At 70.8% G+C, this 17485-nt stretch carries 14 protein-coding genes; 4 read left to right on the top strand and 10 right to left on the bottom strand.

The genetic code is table 11. The features are described 5' to 3' along the window. The first annotated feature begins 95 nt into the window (after positions 1–95). Both PS467_RS30225 and PS467_RS30220 read left to right on the top strand, forming a co-directional pair. Positions 96–2261 (top strand): RecQ family ATP-dependent DNA helicase, encoded by a 2166-nt coding sequence (locus tag PS467_RS30225; RefSeq protein WP_311037856.1) that lies wholly within the window; start codon positions 96–98, stop codon positions 2259–2261. 226 nt (positions 2262–2487) lie between these two features. Continuing rightward, complete coding sequence (locus tag PS467_RS30220; RefSeq protein WP_311037855.1) at positions 2488–3108, top strand: hypothetical protein; 621 nt, start codon at positions 2488–2490, stop codon at positions 3106–3108. Between the two features lie 105 nt (positions 3109–3213). On the opposite strand, the gene PS467_RS30215 is transcribed toward PS467_RS30220, so the two are convergent. From PS467_RS30215 to PS467_RS30195, 5 genes are all read right to left on the bottom strand, one after another. Further along, entirely contained in the window at positions 3214–3873 is a 660-nt protein-coding gene (locus PS467_RS30215) for a hypothetical protein (RefSeq protein WP_268974825.1), read from the bottom strand. A 68-nt stretch (positions 3874–3941) separates the two neighbouring features. Further along, positions 3942–4643, bottom strand: a complete 702-nt coding sequence (rnhB, locus tag PS467_RS30210; RefSeq protein ID WP_311037854.1) for a ribonuclease HII — start codon at positions 4641–4643, stop codon at positions 3942–3944. 190 nt (positions 4644–4833) lie between these two features. Then, on the bottom strand, positions 4834–5727 hold the full coding sequence (locus tag PS467_RS30205) for an ADP-ribosylglycohydrolase family protein (RefSeq protein ID WP_311037853.1): 894 nt from the start codon (positions 5725–5727) through the stop codon (positions 4834–4836). 11 nt (positions 5728–5738) lie between these two features. Next, on the bottom strand, positions 5739–6398 hold the full coding sequence (locus tag PS467_RS30200) for a histidine phosphatase family protein (protein WP_268974822.1): 660 nt from the start codon (positions 6396–6398) through the stop codon (positions 5739–5741). 9 nt (positions 6399–6407) lie between these two features. Then, entirely contained in the window at positions 6408–8054 is a 1647-nt protein-coding gene (locus PS467_RS30195; protein WP_311037852.1) for an ABC-F family ATP-binding cassette domain-containing protein, read from the bottom strand. A 122-nt stretch (positions 8055–8176) separates the two neighbouring features. On the opposite strand from PS467_RS30195, the gene PS467_RS30190 reads away from it, so the two are divergent. Further along, the gene (locus tag PS467_RS30190) at positions 8177–8803 is read left to right on the top strand and encodes a TetR/AcrR family transcriptional regulator (RefSeq protein ID WP_268974820.1); all 627 of its coding nucleotides are present in this window, start codon (positions 8177–8179) and stop codon (positions 8801–8803) included. A 41-nt stretch (positions 8804–8844) separates the two neighbouring features. Here the strand turns inward: PS467_RS30190 and PS467_RS30185 are convergent, their stop codons facing one another. From PS467_RS30185 to nrdR, 3 genes are all read right to left on the bottom strand, one after another. Further along, positions 8845–9450, bottom strand: a complete 606-nt coding sequence (locus PS467_RS30185) for a YdbC family protein (protein ID WP_268974819.1) — start codon at positions 9448–9450, stop codon at positions 8845–8847. A gap of 173 nt (positions 9451–9623) precedes the next feature. Then, positions 9624–12485, bottom strand: coding sequence for a vitamin B12-dependent ribonucleotide reductase (locus tag PS467_RS30180; RefSeq protein WP_268974818.1), 2862 nt, complete (start codon positions 12483–12485; stop codon positions 9624–9626). A gap of 114 nt (positions 12486–12599) precedes the next feature. Then, the gene (gene nrdR, locus PS467_RS30175) at positions 12600–13121 is read right to left on the bottom strand and encodes a transcriptional regulator NrdR (RefSeq protein ID WP_030842751.1); all 522 of its coding nucleotides are present in this window, start codon (positions 13119–13121) and stop codon (positions 12600–12602) included. A 441-nt stretch (positions 13122–13562) separates the two neighbouring features. Between nrdR and lexA the strand changes: the two genes are divergently transcribed. Continuing rightward, positions 13563–14366, top strand: a complete 804-nt coding sequence (gene lexA, locus PS467_RS30170; protein ID WP_311037851.1) for a transcriptional repressor LexA — start codon at positions 13563–13565, stop codon at positions 14364–14366. Between the two features lie 157 nt (positions 14367–14523). Here the strand turns inward: lexA and PS467_RS30165 are convergent, their stop codons facing one another. Together PS467_RS30165 and PS467_RS30160 are read right to left on the bottom strand one after the other, a co-directional pair. Further along, positions 14524–16524 carry an ATP-dependent DNA helicase gene (locus PS467_RS30165; RefSeq protein WP_311037850.1) on the bottom strand — a complete coding sequence of 667 codons (2001 nt, stop codon included), beginning with the start codon at positions 16522–16524 and terminating at the stop codon, positions 14524–14526. 192 nt (positions 16525–16716) lie between these two features. Further along, positions 16717–17415, bottom strand: coding sequence for a GNAT family N-acetyltransferase (locus PS467_RS30160; RefSeq protein WP_311037849.1), 699 nt, complete (start codon positions 17413–17415; stop codon positions 16717–16719). Positions 17416–17485 lie beyond the last annotated feature (70 nt).

Here is a 17485-nt window from a genome sequence, read left to right as displayed (position 1 = left end):
CAGCCCCGTCGGCCCCGCCACCCCTGTGGATAACCTTATCCACAGGGTGTCGGCGTCGTTGGCACGATGTCGGGGGGATCGGGTTGCATGGGGGCATGAGCGACGAAGACCTGCGCACCTCAGCCGACCGCGTCCTGGCCCGCCTCGTCGGGGACACCACCGGTTCCGCCCGGCTCCGGGAGGACCAATGGCGGGCGATCGAGGCGCTGGTCGCCGAGCGCCGCCGGGCGCTGGTCGTGCAGCGCACCGGCTGGGGAAAGTCGGCGGTGTATTTCGTCGCCACCGCGCTGCTGCGCGAGCGCGGCAGCGGTCCGACCGTGATCGTCTCCCCGCTGCTCGCGCTGATGCGCAACCAGGTCGAGGCCGCCGCGCGCGCGGGTATCCACGCCCGCACCATCAACTCCGCCAACACCGAGGAGTGGGACACCATCCAGGCGGAGGTGGCCGCGGGCGAGGTGGATGTGCTGCTGGTGAGTCCGGAGCGGCTCAACAACCCGGATTTCCGCGACCAGGTGCTGCCACAGCTCGCCGCCGCCACCGGTCTGCTGGTCGTCGACGAGGCACACTGCATCTCCGACTGGGGGCATGACTTCCGGCCCGACTACCGCAGGCTCCGCACCATGCTCGCCGATCTGCCCCGGGGCGTGCCCGTGCTCGCCACGACCGCGACCGCGAACGCACGCGTCACCGCGGATGTGGCCGAGCAGTTGGGCACGGGCGAAGGGTCCACACGGGCGCTGGTGCTGCGCGGCCCGCTGGACCGGGAAAGCCTGCGGCTGGGCGTGCTGCCGCTGCCGGACGCCGCGCATCGGCTCGCCTGGCTCGCCGACCACCTCGATGAGCTGCCGGGCTCCGGGATCGTCTACACCCTCACCGTCGCCGCGGCCGAGGAAGTGACCGCGTTTCTGCGGCAGCGCGGCCATACGGTCGCCTCCTACACCGGCAAGACGGAGAACGCGGATCGTCAGCAGGCCGAGGAGGATCTGCTGGCCAACCGGGTCAAGGCGCTGATCGCCACCTCCGCGCTGGGCATGGGCTTCGACAAGCCGGACCTCGGCTTCGTGGTGCACCTCGGTTCACCGTCCTCCCCCATCGCCTACTACCAGCAGGTCGGGCGTGCCGGACGCGGTGTGGAGCACGCCGAGGTGCTGCTGCTGCCCGGCCGTGAGGACGAGGCGATCTGGCGGTACTTCGCCTCGCTCGCCTTCCCGCCCGAGGAGCAGGTGCGCCGCACGCTCGAGGTGCTGGCGAGGTCGGACCGGCCGGTGTCCCTGCCCGCGCTCGAGCCCCAGGTCGAGCTGCGGCGGTCGCGTCTGGAGACCATGCTCAAGGTGCTCGACGTGGACGGCGCGGTGCGGCGTGTGCGCGGCGGCTGGATCGCGACCGGTCAGCCCTGGGCGTACGACGCGGAGCGGTATGCGTGGGTGGCGCGCCAGCGGGAGGCCGAGCAGCAGGCCATGCGGGAGTACGCCGCGACGGCCGACTGCCGGATGGAGTTCCTGCGGCGGCAGCTGGACGACGAGAAGGCGGCGCCCTGTGGCCGGTGTGACAACTGCGCGGGGGCGCGGTTCACCGCCGAGGTGTCCGCGGCCTCGCTGGACGCGGCGCGCGGTGAGCTGGGGCGGCCCGGTGTCGAGGTGGAGCCGCGCCGCATGTGGCCGACCGGCCTGCCGGCGGTCGGTGTGGACCTCAAGGGCCGCATCGCGGCGGATGAGCAGGCCGCCCCGGGCCGGGCCCTGGGCCGCCTCTCCGACATCGGCTGGGGAAACCGGCTACGGCCGCTGCTGGCCCCGCAGACCCCGGACGCCCCGGTGCCCGACGATGTGGCCGGTGCGGTGGTGACGGTGCTCGCCGACTGGGCCAAGGGTCCCGGCGGCTGGGCCTCGGGCGCGCCGGACGCCCCGGCCCGCCCGGTGGGCGTGGTCACGATCGCCTCACGCACCCGCCCGCAGTTGATCCGGACGCTCGGCGAACGGATCGCCACCATCGGCCGGTTGCCCCTGCTCGGCAGCGTCGCGTACCACGCCGGCGAGAGTGACACCCGGGTGCCGCGCACCAACAGCGCTCAGCGGCTGCGTGCGCTGCACGGCGCGCTGACCGTGCCACCCCCGCTGGCGGCGGATCTTGCCGAGGCGGGTGGGCCGGTGCTGCTGGTGGACGACATGGCGGACACCGGCTGGACCCTGGCCGTTGCCTCCCGGCTGCTTCGCCGGGCCGGAGCAGCCGGAGTGTTTCCGCTGGTCCTCGCCGTGCAGGGGTGAGGGCGGCCGGGACCGCGGCGAGCGCGAACCGGTCGGGAATATTGACCGCACATCCCGGCAAATCGACCAGTGGCGCCAATTGCTCATTGCCGCATGCGGGCGCGACCGCGAGAATTGACAACAGCTCCCCGCCCCCGGCCCGCCCGTGGTCCCGACGGGGCTGTGTCGTGGCCTGCGCCCGTGCCCGACCTTCGCACGGATCGTGGGCGCAGACGAAGGGAGGACCGTGACCTTCGGCTTCGCTCCGTCACCGGCCGCCGATCCCGCTTCCCGGCTCGGCCGGATACTCCAGCCCGCCGAATGGGCGGCAGCGGGGATTCCACTGCTGCGCAATCCGCGCGAGGTGGTCACCGGGCTGCACAGTCGCCATCTGCCGTCGCCGTCGACCGCCGTCGTCGCCGTCCTCGATCCGGACGAACGGCTCACGGCGAGCGCCTCGTTCGTCCGCCACGGCGCTGCCGCCGCGGACGGCTGGGAATTCCGGAACGCCCTGCTGGCCCAGCTGCGCCGGGTGATCCCGCACGATCTGCGGCGCCGCACACCGATCCGCACCGCCGTGCTGCTCTACTGCCGCGAGGGCGAGAGCCGGTGGACGGAGGAGGACGGCGCTTGGATGTGGGGGCTGCGTGACGCCTGCACCCTGCACGGCCTGCGCTGCGGCGCGTACATCACCTTGACCCGCGACGGATGGCAGGTCTTCGGCGAGGGGCGGGGCGGCCGTCGGCCGCACTCCGCTTCGCTGCGCACCGCGCTGGGCGTGGCCGTCAAGGGCGACGACGACGCGAAGGCGCTGCCGCGGTCCCGTTCCGGGGCGCGGCAGGCGCTGAGCCACTCCGCCGCCGTCTGACCGGTCGCCGGACAACGCGCACGACCACCGGCCGTCCGGACGCCGGACAGCTCCGCCGCGAGGGACAGAAACCGCCGGGCTCCGGGCGTTCGGGGACGGGTGGCGTCAGGCTCCCGAACCGATGACGGTGTTGATCCGCTTCGGGTCGCCGCAGACGATCAGCAGCGCTCCGGCGCGGTTCATCGCCTCGGGCAGCACGCGGGCCACGGTGTCATTCGCACCGCCGTTGACGGCGACGACCACGACCGGGCGGCCCTTGACACGGTCGGCCCCCGCGGTGGCGTAGAAGACGTCATCACCGGCGTCGTGCTGCGCCCAGTAGGACGCCTCGCCGAAGGACAACTCATGCGCCGCCCACGGATGCTGCTCCCCGGTGGTCAGCACCAGGATGTCACCGGGTGCCCGGCCGGAATCCAGCAGCAGGTCGACCGCCTCGTCCGCCGCGTCCAGCGCGCCGTCCGCCGAGGCGGGGATCAGCTGGATCTGGGGAGTGGACTTCGCGGCGGCGGATGCGTTCTTGGCAGCCGAAGCCGCCGGGGCGGTCGGCACGGGCTTCGTCGCATCACTCGTGGTGCGCTGCGACTGAGCCGACGAGGTTCCGGCGGAGCCACGGTTGGGACCGGGGCTTCCAGGCCGCCGCGGTGCGGGCCGGGGGCCGGGACCAGGGACAGGACGAGGGGTCGGCGCGGTGCGGCCTGCGGCCGGTGTCGCGCGGGGACCCGGGACACTCTCGTGAATCTGAGGCTCCTCGGGGATGAGAGGCATGGGCTGATGTCTATCAAACGTCGGTGCGAGTCGCATCGGCGGGTGGCGGTTTGGACCGCTTGGTCTGCTCAGAAGTCGAAGCCGAGTTGGCCTTCGCCCTCCAGCCCGACCGGTTCGGGTGTGCTGCGGACCCGCTTCAGGTGTCGCCACCGGGGCAACCCGTCCAGATAGGCCCAGGACAGCCGGTGGTGGGGCGTGGGCCCCAGGTCCCGCAGGGCGGCGCGGTGCGCGGGGGACGGATATCCGGCGTTGTCCTCGAAGCGGAAGTCCACGTGCTGGACTCCCAGTTCGGCCATCATCGCATCCCGGCGCACCTTGGCGATCACCGAGGCGGCGGCGACGGACACGCAGGACTGATCGCCCTTGATGACCGTACGAACCGTCCAGGGAGCGCCGAGGTAGTCGTACTTCCCGTCCAGGATCACCGCGTCCGGCCGGACCGGCAGCGCGTCCAGCGCCCGCGTGGCGGCGAGCCGGAGGGCGGCCGTCATCCCCAGGTCGTCGATCTCCTCGGGCGAGGAGTGACCCAGGGCGTGCGCGGTGACCCACGAGTCCAACTCCTGGGCCAGGGCCGTGCGCTTCTTGGGACTCAGCAGCTTGGAGTCGGTGAGTCCGGTCGGCGGACGGCGCAGACCGGTGACCGCCGCGCAGACCGTCACCGGACCGGCCCATGCCCCGCGCCCGACCTCGTCGATACCGACGACGATCTTGGCTCCTGTCGTGGCGCGGAGCGAGCGCTCGACACTGTGAGTGGGCGGTTCATAAGCCATGGCGAGGACAACATTACGCCGCTCTTACCTGCGCGCGGTAGCCGGATCCTCGGCAGTGGCCCCGGCCACCTCCGGTGGCCCCCTCCCTGATGGGTCAGGTGACCGTTTCCGCTCAACACCGCGTGCTGGGCAGCGGGTTCGACGAGCGGGGCAAACCGGGCGACCCGCCACATCACGCCCCTGGAAACGGTCAGTCGGCCGACAGCGGCACCCACTCCGGCAGCGCCTCGGTGCGGTCCTGCCAGGTGTCGGGCGGCGCACCGGCGGCCTCGGCCGCGACCACTCCCCCGGCAATGGCGCAGGTGGTGTCCACGTCTCCGCCGGCCGAGGCCGTCTGCCAGAACGTCTCCTCGAAGGAACCGAGGTGGCGGGCGGCGGCCCACAGGGCGAACGGCACGGTGTCATGAGCACTGGTGCGGCGGCCGCAGCCGAGCACCGCGGCGACGGTGCCGGCGTCCGCGTAGTCGAGCATGTCGCGGGCGCGGCGCAGCCCCGCCTGGACGGCGCTGCGCGGCACCAGCTCGACCACCCGGTCCAACAGCTCCTCCGGGCCGCCGCGGCCCGCCGGATCGGCCACCAGCGCCGCGGCCGCGGCCACCGCCATGGCTCCCGCCACCGCTTCACGGTGCTGATGCGTGGTGTAGGCCGAGATCTCCGCCTGGTGCGTGGCCTGCTCCGCGTCACCCGCGTACCAGGCGCCCAGCGGGGCGATCCGCATCGCGGCGCCGTTGCCCCACGACCCCTGCCCCTGGAACAGCCCGGCGGCCAGGTCACGCCAGTCGCCGCCCTCCCTGATCAGGCGGAGCATCCGGTTCACGGCGGGGCCGTAGCCCCGGTCGAAGTCATGGTGGTCGGCGAAGGATCGGACGAGATGGTCCTGGTCGATCCGGCCGTGGACCACCAGGTGGGCCAGGACCGAACAGGCCATCTCGGTGTCATCGGTCCACTGCCAGGGGGCTGGCGGCAGCTCACGGCGCTTCAGGAACGGATAGTTGGCGGGGACGAAGAACTGGGAGCCGAGGGCGTCACCCACGGCCAGCCCGCGCAGGCTTCGCAGAGCCCGGTGGAATCGGTCAGCGGTCATCGCTGCGCACTCTAACCGGTGAGGCCGTAGGGTTCGGGGGTACACCAGCGCTCGAACGGCCGGTCCAGGTGGTAGCGCCCGTCGGAGCCGAGCAGCAGGGTCCGCGTCTCGCCGTTGCCGGGGTTCGAGAGCGACTCGAATTCGGCCACGCTCCAGTGCAGCCACCGCATGCAGAACAGCCGCATGGTCAGCCCATGGGTCACCAGCAGGACGTTCGGCGGGTGCGCCGGGTCCTGGAAGCTGCGCCACAGGCTCTCCAGGAAGGCGTCCACCCGGTCGTAGACGTCGGCGCCGGACTCACCCTGTGCGAAGCGGTAGAAGAAGTGTCCGTAGGCATCTCGGTAAGCCTTCTGTTTCCGCACGTCCTCGCGGTCCTGCCAGTTTCCCCAGTCCTGCTCCCGCAGCCGCGGCTCCTCCCTGACCCGGGTGCGGGAGGGGTCGAGATCGAGCAGCCTCAGGGTCTGGTGGGTGCGGCGGTACGGCGATACATAGACCGATACGCGCTCGTCGCCGAAGGTGGCGCGCAGCCGCTCACCCGCCTCCCGCGCCTGCCCACGGCCGGTCTCGGTCAGCCTCAGAGCATGGTCGGGCACCCTTTCGTACACCGAGTCATCGACGTTCCCCTCCGATTCTCCGTGCCGTATGAGGACGATGCGCCGGGGTCGTGCCATGCCGCCACCCTAGATCGAGGGCCTGGCCAGCGCCTCACTCCCCTCCCCGGCCATCAGCCGGCCGCCGCACATCTCGCACCGGCGCCCGGTGAAGCGGCTGCACAGCAGCCGGTCGTGCGAGACCACCACCAGCGCCCCGGTCCACTGGGCCAGCGCCTCTTCCACCTGCTCCACCAGGCCGAGGGCGAGATGGTTGGTCGGCTCGTCCAGCAGCAGCACATCGGCGGGGCGGGCCAGCAGCCGGGCGAGCGCCAGCCGACGGCGCTGGCCAGCGGAGAGCGATCCCACCGGAACATGGAGATCATCCGGGCGGAACAGCCCGTACGACAGCAGAAGGTCGGCCTGCTCCTGCGGTGCCCCCGGCAGCCCGCGGCCGAAGGCCGACAGCAGCCGCTCCCGAGGCCGGGCAACCGGTATCTCCTGGGCGAGATAGCCGACCCCGCCCCGGCGGACCGCCCGGCCCGCCTCCGGCTTCTCCAGCCCCGCCATGACCCGCAGCAGCGTGGACTTCCCCGCGCCGTTGACCCCGTGGACGAGCAGTCTCTCCCCGGCTGCCACGGTGAGCCGGTCCACCGCCAGCCGCTCCCCCACGCGAACATCCTGGAGATCGATGAGGACACCGTCCGCCGTGCCCGCCGGGGGAAGCGCCGAGAACCGCAGCGGTTCCGGTGGGCGCGGCACCGGGCCCTCCTGGAGCCTGCGCAGCCTCTCCTGGGCGTTCCGCACCCTGCTGGACACCGAGGACTGCACCCGCCCCCTGTCCCGGTCGTAAGCCATCTTGTTGCCGTCCTTCATGCCGCGGCCCGGGGCGACCCTCCGTGCGGTGGCCGTGGCGGCCTCCGCCAGGGCGGCCGTCTCCGCGCACCATTCGTGGTACGCCTGCTCCCAGCGGCGGCGTGCGGCGGCCTGCTCGGCGACGAATCCGCCATACCCCCCGCCATACCGCACCAGGGTGTGCCGATCGGCGTCCACCTCGACGATCGCGGTCGCCACTCGCTCCAGGAAGACCCGGTCGTGGGAGACCGCGAGGACGGTGCCCGGATGCTCCCGCAGCGCCTCCTCCAGCCAGCTGAGCGCGGCGCCGTCGAGGTGGTTCGTCGGTTCGTCCAGCAGCATCACTTCGGGAGCGGCGGCGATCAGGCAAGCGAGTCCGAGCCGGGCCTGCTCACCGCCCGACAGACTGCCCAGCCGCCGCTCGTACCCGATACCGCCCAGCCCCAGACCGTGCAGGGCCTTCTCCACCCGGGCATCCGCCTCATAGCCGCCGCGGGCCTCGAACGCGGTGAGCAGATCGCCGTACGCGGCGAGTGCGTCGGGGGCACCGCCGCCGAGTTCCACCTCGAGCCGGCGCAGCCCGCGCTCCATGGCGCGCACCTCGGCGAGGGCGGCGTCCACCGCGTCGCGCACCGTGTGGTCCGGGGGCAGCGCGGGCGTCTGGCCGAGATGCCCCATGCCGCCGTCGGCCACCGTCACCACGGCGCCGTCGTCCGGTGATTCGCTCCCGGCCAGCAGCCGCAGCAGGGTGGACTTGCCGGCCCCGTTCTCCCCCACGACACCGACCCGCTCACCGGGTCGCACCGCGAAGGACACCTCGTCGAGCAGCAGCCGGTCGCCTCGGGACAGCGTGACACCGCGGAGCGAGATCTGTGTGGGCAAAGGGCGCACCTCCAAGCACACGAGCACGGCCGGTCCTCCGGACCGCGCCACTACAAACGCTACTGAAGTAGCGTTACCCTCACTATGACACGAGGAAACCACTAACGCGACTGGAGTTGCACTTGTCGGCAGAGAGCGCCGCCCCGACACCGGGCACCGTCCGCCCCGGCGGGCGCACCGCGCGCACCCGCTCAGCGGTGCGCGACGCCGTGCTCACCGGCCTCGCCGAGCACGGCTATCCCGGTCTGACCGTGGAGTACGTCGCCGAGCGCTCCGGCGTCCACAAGACGACCGTCTACCGGCGCTGGGGCAGTGTCGAGGGGCTCGTGGCGGACGCGCTCGACCTCGCGGGCGAGGACGCCTGGACGCCGCCCGACACCGGAAGCCTGGAGGGCGATCTGCGCGCCCTCGCCCGCGAGGTGACCGAGACCTTCGGCAGCGCGTCGACCGCTGCCGCGCCGACCGCCTTCATCGCGGCCGCGTTCCAGTCCGAGCGCGCGGCGGAGGCACTGCGCGCCTTCTACGCCGAGCGTTTCGCCCGCTGCGAATCCGTGGTGCGGCGGGCGGTCGACCGCGATGAGGCCCCGTCCGGCACCGACGCCGCGGCGGTCGTACGAGCCGTGTCCGCGCCCCTGTTCTTCCGGGCGCTCATCACCCGTGAGCCCATCGACACGCCGCTCGCCGACCAGACGGCGGCAGCCGTCGCCGTCGCCGTCCGGGCCGGGGTGTATCTCCCTGCCCGCCGGTGATCAGGACTGCCCGCCGAGCGGCAGCGGGCTCGGTTCCGCGCTCACACCGTCCAGGCGGACTCGACCCGTACGACATCGCCGGCGATCGCCGCCACGTCCGCTTCGATCTGCGCGCGCAGGCCGAGCCGCTCGACCCGCTCCTCGCGGTACTTCCCGTGCTCGGCCGCCGAGTCCCACATCGACAGCACCAGGAACTCGTTCCCCGGCGCCTCGCCGAACACTCCGCGCAGCATCCCGGGAGACCCGGCCATCGCCGGGTTCCACACCTTCTCCTGCACCAGCGTGAAGTGATCGACCCGGTCGGGGCGCACACGGCAGTGCGCGACCCGCACCACGTCCGCGTCGGAGAACCGCGGTTCGAAGCCGACCTTCACATCGAACCGGTGCTCGAACAGCCGGACTTGCATGTCCCGATAGGTGCCCGACTGCGCGGCCGCGAGCCGGTCGTGCGACCGCGCCATGAAGGAGTCGTAGAACGCCCGGCTCTCCCAGAACGCGAAGACATGCGCCACATTCGGACGCCCTCGGCTCCAGCCACCGCCCTGCCCCCGGAATCCCGGTTCGCCGGGCAACCCCGCCCACTTCCGCTGCCCCCGCTCGAAACCCGGGCGGTCCACCACGGTGCAGCGAATCCACTTGACCAGCACCGAGCCATCCTACGGCGGCACGGTGGCCCCCATCACATACCGGGGAGTCCGTCACCACCCCCGGTCCGGCTGCGCGCCATACGACGCCACGAGACGACGGCGGGGCGCGGACCCGAAGGCCCACGCCCCGCCTCGGATGTCATCGCATCGATGTCATCCGCAAGGGCCCGCGATCAGCTGCAGCCGCTCGTCGAACCGCAGCCCTCGCACAGGTAGCAGCTGCCCGCGCGGCGCATCTTGGTGCCGCAGGAGAAGCAGAGCGGCGCGTCCGCGTTCAACCCCAACTGAATCTCGACCAGTTCGGTCGAGCTGTGGGCCTCCCGCTGCGCCCCAGGCGTGGTCCGCGGCTGGGAGGTGCTGTTCTTCGGGGCGTCCACATGGCGCGGTGCCGACTGGGCCAGGCCCTCGACATCCACCTCGTCCTCGGCGGGCTCGTAGGACCCCGTCTCCAGGTGGCGCTGACGCTCCTCGGCAGAGTGGATGCCGAGCGCCGAGCGGGTCTCGAAGGGCAGGAAGTCCAGCGCCAGCCGGCGGAAGATGTAGTCGACGATCGACTGCGCCATCCGCACGTCCGGGTCGTCCGTCATACCGGCCGGCTCGAAGCGCATGTTGGTGAACTTCGAGACGTAGGTCTCCAGGGGCACGCCGTACTGGAGACCGACCGACACGGCGATCGAGAAGGCGTCCATCATGCCCGCCAGGGTCGAGCCCTGCTTGGACATCTTCAGGAAGACCTCGCCGAGACCGTCGTCCGGGTAGGAGTTGGCGGTCATGTAGCCCTCGGCGCCGCCCACCGTGAAGGAGGTGGTGATGCCGGGACGGCCCTTGGGGAGGCGCTTGCGGACCGGGCGGTACTCGACGACCTTCTCGACCTCGGGCTCGGCCTGCTCCTTCTCCTCCTTCTTCTTGGCGGAGAGCGGCTGGCCGACCTTGCAGTTGTCGCGGTAGATCGCCAGCGCCTTGAGGCCGAGCTTCCAGCCCTCGAAGTAGATCTCCTCGATCTCCTCGATGGTGGCCGACTCCGGCATGTTGACCGTCTTGGAGATGGCACCGGACAGGAACGGCTGGGCGGCCGCCATCATCCGCACATGGCCCATCGGCGAGATGGAGCGCTCGCCCATCGCGCAGTCGAAGACCTCGTAGTGCTCGGGCTTCAGCCCCGGCGCGTCGATCACATTGCCGTGGTCGGCGATGTGGGCGACGATCGCCTCGACCTGCTCCTCCTGGTAGCCGAGCCGCTTGAGCGCCTTGGGGACCGTGTTGTTCACGATCTGCATGGAGCCGCCGCCGACCAGCTTCTTGAACTTGACCAGGGCCAGGTCCGGCTCGACGCCCGTGGTGTCGCAGTCCATCATCAGGCCGATGGTGCCGGTCGGCGCGAGCACCGAGGCCTGGGCGTTGCGGAAGCCGTTCTTCTCACCGAGGCGCAGCACGTCCTGCCACGCCTCGGTGGCCGCGGCCCAGACCGGGGTGTCCAGGTCGTCCATGCGCTTGGCGGCGGCGTTGGCGTCCGAGTGCTGCTTCATGACGCGCTTGTGGGCGTCCGCGTTGCGGGCATAGCCGTCGTACGGGCCGACCACGGCAGCGAGCTCCGCGGAGCGCTTGTACGAGGTGCCGGTCATCAGGGAGGTGATGGCTCCGGCCAGGGCCCGGCCGCCGTCGCTGTCGTAGGCGTGACCGGTGGCCATCAGCAGGGCGCCCAGGTTGGCGTAGCCGATGCCCAGCTGGCGGAAGGCTCGGGTGGTCTCACCGATCTTCTCGGTCGGGAAGTCCGCGAAGCAGATGGAAATGTCCATCGCGGTGATGACCAGCTCGACGACCTTGGCGAAGCGCTCGGCGTCGAAGCGCTGGTTGCCCGCGTCGTCGTCCTGGAGGAACTTCATCAGGTTGAGCGAGGCGAGGTTGCACGAGGAGTTGTCCAGGTGCATGTACTCGCTGCACGGGTTGGAGGCGGTGATCCGGCCCGTCTCCGGCGAGGTGTGCCAGTGGTTGATGGTGTCGTCGTACTGGATGCCGGGGTCGGCGCAGGCCCAGGCCGCCTCGGCCATCTTGCGGAACAGCGCCTTGGCATCGACCTCCTCGATGGGCTCACCGGTCATCCGGCTGCGCAGTCCGAACTTCGAGCCGGACTCCACCGCCTTCATGAACGTGTCGTTCACGCGGACGGAGTTGTTGGCGTTCTGGTACTGGACGGACGTGATGTCATCGCCGCCCAGGTCCATGTCGAAGCCCGCGTCGCGCAGGGCGCGGATCTTCTCCTCCTCCTTGACCTTGGTCTCGATGAACGCCTCGACGTCCGGGTGGTCGACGTCGAGCACGACCATCTTGGCGGCCCGGCGGGTGGCGCCGCCCGACTTGATCGTCCCGGCCGAGGCGTCGGCGCCGCGCATGAAGGAGACGGGGCCGGAGGCGTTGCCGCCCGAGGAGAGGAGCTCCTTGGAGGAGCGGATGCGGGAGAGGTTCAGGCCGGCGCCGGAACCGCCCTTGAAGATCATCCCCTCTTCCTTGTACCAGTCCAGGATCGACTCCATGGAATCGTCCACGGAGAGGATGAAGCAGGCGCTGACCTGCTGCGGCTGCTTGGTGCCGACGTTGAACCAGACAGGCGAATTGAAGCTGAAGACCTGGTGCAGCAGCGCATGGGTGAGCTCGTGATCGAAGATCTCGGCGTCCGCGGGCGAGGCGAAGTAGCCATTGTCCTCACCGGCCTTGCGGTAGGTCCGCACCACGCGGTCGATGAGCTGCTTCAGGCTCGCCTCGCGGTCCGGGGAGCCCACAGCACCGCGGAAATACTTGCTCGTGACGATGTTGACCGCGTTCACCGACCAGAAGTCGGGGAACTCCACGCCGCGCTGCTCGAAGTTGACCGAACCGTCGCGCCAGTTGGTCATGACGACGTCACGGCGCTCCCAGACCACCTCGTCGTACGGATGCACGCCGGGGGTGGTGTGAATGCGCTCGATGCGCAGGCCCTTGTTCGCCTTGCTTCCCTTGGAGCGGGAGCCTCGTGCCGGGCCGCTCGTCGTCTCTGTCATTCCGCCTCCCTGTACGGGCGAAAACGCCCTGATGTGCCCATTTCTTCCCGAGGCACGGTGTCTGTCTTTCACCCGGACACGCCAAGCGCTCCGGGCAGGTGTGTGGGCCGCCGGTCAGTCGGCGGCAATGGCCGGCGCGGGGGCCTCCGCGGCCCCTTCGGCGCCGGACCCGCGGTCGTGCGCAGGAGGCCGTTGCTGGTCACGCAGCTCCGCGACGGCCGCCTCGAAGTCCTCGAGGGAGTCGAAGGCGCGGTAGACGGAGGCGAAGCGGAGATAAGCGACGAGGTCGAGCTTCTGGAGCGGGCCGAGTATGGCGAGCCCGACGTCATGGGTGGACAGCTCGGCGCTGCCGGTGGCCCGGACCGCCTCCTCCACCTGCTGACCGAGCTTGGCGAGAGCGTCCTCGGTGACCGGACGGCCCTGGCACGCCTTGCGCACCCCGGAGATGACCTTGTCGCGACTGAAGGGCTCGGTGACCCCACTGCGCTTGATCACCATCAGTGACGCGGTCTCCACGGTCGTGAAGCGACGCGAGCAGTCGGGGCACTGGCGGCGCCGGCGAATCGAGCAGCCGTCGTCCGTAGTACGGCTGTCGACCACACGACTGTCGGGGTGCCTGCAGAAGGGGCAGTGCATCGCTCCGATCCCTCCCTCACCCTCAAGAACGGCGCATGACTGAGCATGGCTGACAAGCCCCGAGCGAGCCGCGAAGGCCCGCCGAGACGGCCACAAGCATAGGCGAAAACCTTGGCTTCGAATCACCAGGGACCACAACCTGTGGGTGGCTTGCATCCATCAAACCACTAGATCTGGTGTCCGGCACTCAACCGACCCGGATGGCGTGTCACGGCTCGGGAGCAGGCACGAGACTACGCGAACCCCGCCGGTCCCGAATTCGCGGGGGTCGGGATGCAAGACTGGGGCCACCCGACAGCGGCCGGATCAAACGGCCTATACACCTAACCCTGTGATCACGTCAGCTCATCTACGAAATTTCACTCGAACGTGTGTTTGGCGCAACCTTTCGAAAGCAACTACCGTTGTCCAACTAGGGAGAACATCTCGAGAGGGGCCGTCGTGACCACCACCGCAGAGAGCGCAACCTTTACCACCCAAGAGCGCTCCCAGAGCCGACTCGAACAGACACACGCGATGAACCAAACCCACCCGATGAACGACGACACCACGACCCCGGAGAGCCAAAAGCCCACGCGCTCGCTACCAGGGCGACCTCCAGGCATCCGGGCGGACAGCTCAGGGCTGACCGACCGGCAGCGGCGCGTCATCGAGGTCATTCGCGACTCTGTGCAGCGGCGCGGTTACCCTCCGTCCATGCGGGAGATCGGCCAGGCGGTGGGCCTCTCCAGCACCTCGTCCGTCGCCCACCAGCTGATGGCTCTGGAGCGCAAGGGCTTTCTGCGGCGCGATCCCCACCGGCCCCGGGCCTACGAGGTCCGCGGCTCCGACCAGCCCAGCACCCAGCCCGCGGACACCACCGGCAAGCCCGCGGCCTCTTATGTGCCGCTGGTCGGCCGGATCGCGGCAGGTGGCCCGATCCTCGCCGAGGAGTCGGTCGAGGATGTCTTCCCGCTCCCCCGGCAGCTGGTCGGCGACGGTGAGCTCTTTGTGCTGAAGGTGGTCGGCGACTCCATGATCGAAGCCGCCATCTGCGACGGTGACTGGGTGACGGTGCGCCGCCAGCCCGTCGCCGAGAACGGTGACATCGTCGCCGCGATGCTCGACGGCGAGGCCACGGTGAAGCGCTTCAAGCGTGAGGACGGCCATGTGTGGCTGCTCCCGCACAACGCCGCCTACCAGCCGATCCCCGGCGACGAGGCCACCATTCTGGGCAAGGTCGTCGCGGTGCTGCGGCGCGTCTGAGCGCGCCGGATCGAGGTGCGCCTCTAGCGTGCCCCACGACCGGGCCCCGGAACCACTGCGCCGGTTCCGGGGCCCTGCTGTATGCGGGCCGACGCGGGACACCCCTCGCCAGGTCCCGTCGGCAAACGGGGCGCCCTGCTTTCTTTGACGGCAGACCCTAGGCCCCCTGAGCCTTGGCCGCCGCGTCAATGGCGGCCAGCGAGCGGCGCACCTGGTTGCGGTCGGTCGTATACCAGAAGTCCGGCATGGACTTGCGCAGGAACGACCCGTACCGAGCCCGCTCGACACGCGGATCCAGGACGGCGACGATGCCGCGGTCGCCCGAAGCCCGCACGAGCCGTCCCGCACCCTGGGCCATGAGCAGGGCGGCATGGGTCGCGGCGACGGCCATGAAGCCATTGCCCCCGGCCTCCTCCACCGCCTTCTGGCGAGCGCTCATCAGAGGGTCGTCGGGGCGGGGGAAGGGCACTCGGTCCATGACCACCAACTGACAGCTGGGCCCCGGCACATCGACGCCCTGCCAGAGGGACAGCGTGCCGAACAGACAGGTCCTGGCGTCGGCGGCGAAGGCACGGATCAGCTCGCCCAGCGTCTCCTCGCCCTGGAGGAGGATGGGCATGTCAAGGCGCCCGCGCAGTTCCTCCGCGGCCGTCTGGGCGGCGCGCATCGAGGAGAACAGCCCGAGCGTCCGGCCACCCGCGGCCTCCACCAGCTCGGCGAGCTCATCGAGCATATCGGCGCGGCTGCCCTCGCGGCCTGGCTGGGCGAGGTGCTTGGCGACGTAGAGAATCCCCTGCTTGGAGTAGTCGAAGGGCGAGCCGACGTCGAGGCCCTGCCAGCGGGGCGCTGCGTCCTCGCCGCCCTCCGGGTCCTGCGGACTCTCGGGGGCGAGACCGAGGGAGGCGGCCACTCCGTTGAAGTCCCCGCCGAGCTTGAGCGTGGCGGAGGTGAGGACGACGGACCGGTCCTCGAACAGCTTCTCGCGCAGCAGCCCGGACACGGAGAGCGGGGCGACACGCAGCGAGGCACCGAAGCGGTCGTGCCGCTCGTACCAGACCACGTCGTACTCGGACCCCTCGACGATCCGCTCGGCCACCTGGTGGATGTTCTCCACGGCCCCCAGCGCCTGCTTGCGGACCGCGTCCTCGTCCTTGACCGAGGCGTCCCGCGTGGCGCCGAGCGCCGAGATCACCGTGCGGGCCGCGTCGCGCAGCGCCATCAGCACATGGCCGAGCTCCTCGGGGATCTTCTCCAGGCGTCCGGGCAGGGCGAGCTCCATCAGCCGCTCGAAACCCTCCGAGGCGGTCTGGAGGGCGTCCGCCGCCTGTTCGTTGACCAGCTTCGCGGCACGCCGCACGGCGCGGTTGACCTGGCCGGGGGTGAGCTCTCCGCTGGCGACGCCGGTGACCCGGGAGACCAGCTCATGGGCCTCGTCGACGATCAGCACCTCATGGCTGGGCAGCACGGGGGCGCCTTCGATGGCATCGATGGCGAGCAGCGCGTGGTTGGTGACGACGACCTCGGCGAGCTTGGCCCGCTCACGGGCGGCCTCGGCGAAGCACTCCGCGCCATAGGCGCACTTGGACGCACCGAGGCATTCCCGGGAGGTGACCGACACCTGGGACCAGGCGCGGTCCGAGACTCCGGGGGTCAGATCGTCCCGGTCACCCGTCTCGGTCTCGTCCGACCAATCGCGCAGCCGCAGCAGGTCCTTGCCGAGCCTGCTGGTGGGCGCGGCGGCCTCGAAGGGATCGAACAGGCCGGACTCCTCGGCGTCCTCCTGCGGGACGCCCTCGTGGAGCCGGTGCAGGCACAGATAGTTGGAGCGGCCCTTGAGCATCGCGAACTCGGGGCGGCGGCGCAGCAGCGGATGCAGTGCCTCCACGGTGCGGGGCAGGTCGCGCTCGACGAGCTGCCGCTGCAGGGCGAGGGTCGCCGTGGCGACGACGACGCGCTCGCCGTGGGCGAGGGCAGGGACCAGATAGCCGAGGGACTTCCCGGTGCCGGTGCCGGCCTGAACCAGCAGATGGGAGCCGTCGTCGATCGCCTCCGCCACGGCTTGGGCCATGGCGGCCTGGCCAGGGCGCTCGGTGCCGCCGACGGCGGTGACGGCGGCGTGCAGCAGATCGGCGAGTGGAGGCGAGGACGATTCAGTCATAGGGCTGCCAGCCTACGGGGCGGCACCGACATCACTCTCCTCGGAGTGGTCGGTGACGGACGGTTCCGGCGGGATCGGAGTCCGGGCGGGTCCCCGCCGTGTGGGAACCGCGAACGGCCGAGCGGTGTATCAACAGCAGAGTCTCGCATCGAAACGGATTCATCACCGGGGGTCACGGATGGTCGCGGAGGTTCACAGGACATGTCGCAGGGCGCGGTCGCGCAGCATCAGCGCGGCGCGTTTGCCAGGGAGTTCGATCTCCGCCGAGAAGCGGAAGCCGGCGCCGAGGAAGGCCGCCACGGAAGGGGTGTTGCGAAGATCCGGTTCGGCCACGACGCGGGTGCAGGACGGACGGTGCCGGAGCACGAGGTCGGCTGCCGCGCGGAGCAGAGTCGTCCCCAGGCCACGGCCACGATCGCTGACCCGGCCGATGAGCAAGTGGAGACCCGTGTCGTGCGGCCGGGCCGGGTAGTACCGCGCGAGCGGGTCCAGATCTGCGCGGTACACCTCCCAATAGCTCATCGGGACGCCGTCCAGGACGCCCAGGCAGGGCACGCTGCGGCCGTCGCCGTGGAGCTGGCCGCCGAGGTGGCTCGCGGTGGTCTCATCGGGACCGTCGAGCTCCCAGAAGGCGGCCACGGACGGGTCGTTCATCCAGCGAGCGATGAGCCGCAGATCGCGCCCGATGCGGACCGGGACGAGCTGGAAGGCACCCGCCGAGGTGCTGACGGGTCCCCATTCGGCGATGTGGTCCAGCAGATCCGGCCGGTCCTCGGCCCCCGGCCCGGTGGAGTCCAGGTCGATGAGTCGTGCGGCATCCTCTTCCTGGCGCAGCCGCAGGTCGATGGTGTCGTCGGTGCTGGAGTTCGTGGTGGAGTCGGTGTGCGGCACGGCGACGCTCTCCTCTCATGGGTCTGGGCACGTCCTGAGAGACGTGAGGGTGAGGGGCGTGATCGCGGGG

It is taken from the genome of Streptomyces luomodiensis (genome assembly GCF_031679605.1).
GTDB classification, from domain to species: Bacteria; Actinomycetota; Actinomycetes; order Streptomycetales; family Streptomycetaceae; genus Streptomyces; species Streptomyces luomodiensis.
The sequence above is the reverse complement of the archived record's forward strand: the minus strand, read 5'-3'. Positions and strand labels throughout refer to the sequence as shown.

Coding starts and splice junctions, on each gene's coding strand:
- PS467_RS30225 (WP_311037856.1), top strand. CDS start 96: ATGAGCGACGAAGACCTGCGCACCTCAGCCGACCGCGTCCTGGCCCGC.
- PS467_RS30215 (WP_268974825.1), bottom strand. CDS start 3,873: ATGCCTCTCATCCCCGAGGAGCCTCAGATTCACGAGAGTGTCCCGGGT.
- rnhB (WP_311037854.1), bottom strand. CDS start 4,643: ATGGCTTATGAACCGCCCACTCACAGTGTCGAGCGCTCGCTCCGCGCC.
- PS467_RS30205 (WP_311037853.1), bottom strand. CDS start 5,727: ATGACCGCTGACCGATTCCACCGGGCTCTGCGAAGCCTGCGCGGGCTG.
- PS467_RS30200 (WP_268974822.1), bottom strand. CDS start 6,398: ATGGCACGACCCCGGCGCATCGTCCTCATACGGCACGGAGAATCGGAG.
- PS467_RS30180 (WP_268974818.1), bottom strand. CDS start 12,485: ATGACAGAGACGACGAGCGGCCCGGCACGAGGCTCCCGCTCCAAGGGA.
- nrdR (WP_030842751.1), bottom strand. CDS start 13,121: ATGCACTGCCCCTTCTGCAGGCACCCCGACAGTCGTGTGGTCGACAGC.
- PS467_RS30165 (WP_311037850.1), bottom strand. CDS start 16,524: ATGACTGAATCGTCCTCGCCTCCACTCGCCGATCTGCTGCACGCCGCC.